Origin of the sequence: uncultured Paraglaciecola sp., assembly GCF_937123705.1 — a bacterium.
In the GTDB taxonomy this organism is placed as follows: Bacteria; Pseudomonadota; Gammaproteobacteria; order Enterobacterales; family Alteromonadaceae; genus Paraglaciecola.
Genome location: NZ_CAKZKO010000041.1, coordinates 1 through 3,558, shown reverse-complemented (window position 1 = coordinate 3,558; position 3,558 = coordinate 1). Strand labels below are relative to the sequence as shown.

The 3,558-nt window shown below is 41.0% G+C and carries 2 protein-coding genes; both read right to left on the bottom strand.

The window, feature by feature from the left end; translation table 11 throughout:
* On the bottom strand, window positions 1-1,822 hold a 1,822-nt coding region (gene recD / locus Q0688_RS07390), incomplete at its 3' end, for an exodeoxyribonuclease V subunit alpha (RefSeq protein ID WP_299074697.1).
* A 7-nt stretch (window positions 1,823-1,829) separates the two neighbouring features.
* The coding region (locus tag Q0688_RS07385; protein WP_299074695.1) for a 3'-5' exonuclease at window positions 1,830-3,558 on the bottom strand (1,729 nt) is incomplete at its 5' end.

Here is a 3,558-nt window from a genome sequence, read left to right as displayed (position 1 = left end):
CTCGGCCTTGATTGTTTGCGGTAATAGCTGGCAAACATAAATAAACCGACTCAAATTCTGAGCCTTGGCTTTTGTGAATGGTCATTGCGTATAAGGTTTCAAGGCTAGGTAAACGGCTAGGTAATAAGCCGCGGTATTCACCATTTGCGGTTTCAAACCATACTTTGTTTAAGCTGGTGTTATTTGGGTCTGGCATCACTATGCCAATATCGCCGTTAAACAATTTAAGTAGATGATCATTTTTCGATAACATCACTGGTCTGCCAATGTAAAAGTCTTTGCTGTTATCAATTAATCCTTGTTTATGTAATTCGCTCTCAATCAACATATTCAACTGGGTAACACCCCAAAAACCATTCTTTTGGGCACACAACACTTGTTGTTGTTGCAGATATGCAAAAGCGGCTTTTAGATCGCCTTGTTGAATCGCATGAATATACGCCTTGTAAATTGGCAATAATCGTATGATAAGTGTTTTTAGTATTTCGCTGCTTACACCAGCCTGAGAGGTTTCAAGAGGTTGATACCAGTTGATATCGCTAAAATGGTCGCCTGTTAATAAATCAAAGCTCTGTGTCACCTGCCCTGTTTTTATTTGCTTGGCAAGTTGACCAATTCCGCTATGTTCATCAAATCTATGGCTTTTAACTAAACGAACTAGGTTATCCTGGATCACACTAGCTGGGCCTGACTCAGATGGTTTAGGCACGTTATCTGTAACCCTTTCTAGAGAAACCAGCTGCGCTAAATGGCTTTGCATGTTTTCACTGTAGCCTTGCAATGAGTTATCGCTATTTATCAGGTGCAACTGACTCGCGGCACAAATATCAGACAACACACTGCCTGTTTCAACCGATGCTAGTTGATCTTGATCTCCGAGCAACACTATTTGCGCATTTTCTGGAAGCGCAGCAAATAGCTTTGCCATTAAAGGTAAATCAACCATAGAAGCCTCATCAACCACCAACACATCTAAGTGTAAAGGATGCTGTGTATTGGCTTTAAAATAAGGACTTTGTGGTTTAGCACCTAATAGGCGATGAATGGTTTCGCATTGTTCAGGCAGATTATCTTGGAGTTCAGTAGGCAATTTTTGTTTGGCATTGCTAATTGACTCAGTCAACCTAGCAGCCGCTTTGCCGGTTGGTGCTACAAGCTGAATTCTTAAGGGGTTTGCTTGTTTAGTTGCAAGGCCTTGTAATAACGCCAACAACTTTGTGACTGTGGTGGTTTTACCGGTACCAGGACCGCCAGTGATAAAACTAATGCTTTGGCTGGCGGCAATACATACCGAAATTTTTTGCCAATCTAATGCAGAACTGTGTTGTTCAGGAAACAATTCAGTTAATAATGTTTGCGCAGCGACTAAATCCAAGTTGCGAATGTTAGCAGCCTTTTCTCTGATGATAGCAGCAAGTTGCCTCTCATATTGCCAATATCGCTGCAAATACAGTTGATTATTGTCCATCACTATTGGCTTAACTGGGCATTTGTTGCCCTCAGCCAAAACACTCTGAAAACATAAAAAAGTCGCAGCGTTTTTAATGTAGTTTTGCAACGTTCCTAATTCAGGAAATACATACACGCCTGCAAAAGGTTGCCCAAGCTCATCAATAGCAACACAACTATGTTGTTCTCCCGATTGCGCACTCAGGTAGGCGGCCAATAACGTCAGGCATTCTCTGGCAGGTATATCTAATTGTGACTCTTCACCGTAAATAAAGTCGGCAAAGGCCACATCAACGGCACGAATTTTTGCCATATTAAGTAATTGATTTAAGGCCGCGTTTAACGCCAAATTGTTTTGAATTTGCATTAACATGCTTGGCTTACCATAGGTCTAGTTGTCCATCTTGCTTGAGTGTTTGCTTATCTACTGGCTCTTTACCAGAAAACAAATCGTCTAAGGCTTCAATCATCGACTTTTCAGGTTGTATAAAATACACCCCATTGCCTGGCATTGTTTGGCTCATGCCGCGAATAAACAAATAATAAGCGCCACCAATATGCTTGTTATAGTCATAATGAGGCAATTTATGTTTCAACCAGCGATGTAATGCCAAGGTGTAAAGAATGGCTTGTAAGTGGTAATCGTGTCCCGACATTGCTTGTTCCATTGCACCGTCATGATAGTGTTCGTAGCTATCTCCTAAATGATTGGATTTATAGTCGGCCACATAAAACTTGCCGTCAAATTCAAACATTAAGTCGATAAAACCTTTGATCATGCCGTTAAGTTGTTGAAACTGGTAATCACGAGCATATTGCTGAAAGTATTGATTTATGATGCGATTAAAGTCTGTGACCTTCACCTGATGCAAAGGCATGTGAAATTCCATTTCGACTTTGACTTGATTAGCAGCAAGCTTTTGTAAACTGATATTGATGGTTTTATCGTCTTTAGAAAAAGGCGCAACCAGTACATCTGCTAACCAAGTTTCAACACAATCATGCCATTCTTCAGCAATACCAAACCAGGTAGATTGCTGGGTGATCACTTCAGATAATTGTTGTGGCATTTGAAAATCAATATTTTCCAAAACACCATGTAAAAACGACCCCGCATTAGCGCCACGCTCAAAACTAAAAGGGCTTTGCTGCGCTACTTGTTGGCTTGCTAGGCTCGAATATTGACTATCAATTTCTAAATCAATCGCTACATCTTTACCTTCATCTTGCCCCGGTAATGGCATATCCAAATGCACTTGTTGGCTACTGATGGCCGAATAGCTGGTTAGTCGCCATGGTCTATCCACTGCTTTTAATAGTGTTAAGGCTTTGATTGCTGATGATTTGCTTGTATCCAATTGCGGTGCAAACTTTCTAGGCGCCTCAGCAGTTGTAAAGGTTCGATATGACAAGTCACACTTAGTTGCCAATGCTTGAATACGCTGGGTAATCAGCGAGTCGGTTGTAGGCTGTTCAGGTGTTTGCTCTGCTGCTTGCTCGGCATTGTCTTTGCTTTGCATCAAAACAGATCCCAAAGCTGATAAGGTAAATCCCGATTCCTTTTTGCTTTTACCTAAGGTGATATTCCAAACACCAATCGAGCAATAATAAATGGCACGAGTCACCGCAACGTAGAGTAATCGAATATCTTCCGCTAACCGCTCAAAATCTGCTTTTTGCAGATTATTATCTTGATTCAAAAAATCCACTTCCAGTTGCTGCTTGTCGTTGTGATATAAGGCCTGTTGCGCTATACGATAATTACTAGCAAAGGGAATAAATACCAAAGGAAATTCTAACCCTTTAGAGGAATGCAAGGTGATGATTTGCACTAAATTGGCATCACTTTCCAAGCGCATTTGTTGATTATCGCTATTATGATCAGGCTCCAGCAAACAGGTCTCGAACCAATGAACTAGTTGTGTCTCCCCCACTAACTGCATACTTTGTTGTTGCAATAGTTCGCTTAGGTGCCGTAAGTCAGTGACGCGTCTGATGCCATCCGCCAAATGTTTAATCAAACCTTGTTCAACATCAAAATATTGCAACACTTGATTTATAGCTTTTATCACACCATGTTTTTGCCATGTTTGATGCCAAAAATAACGA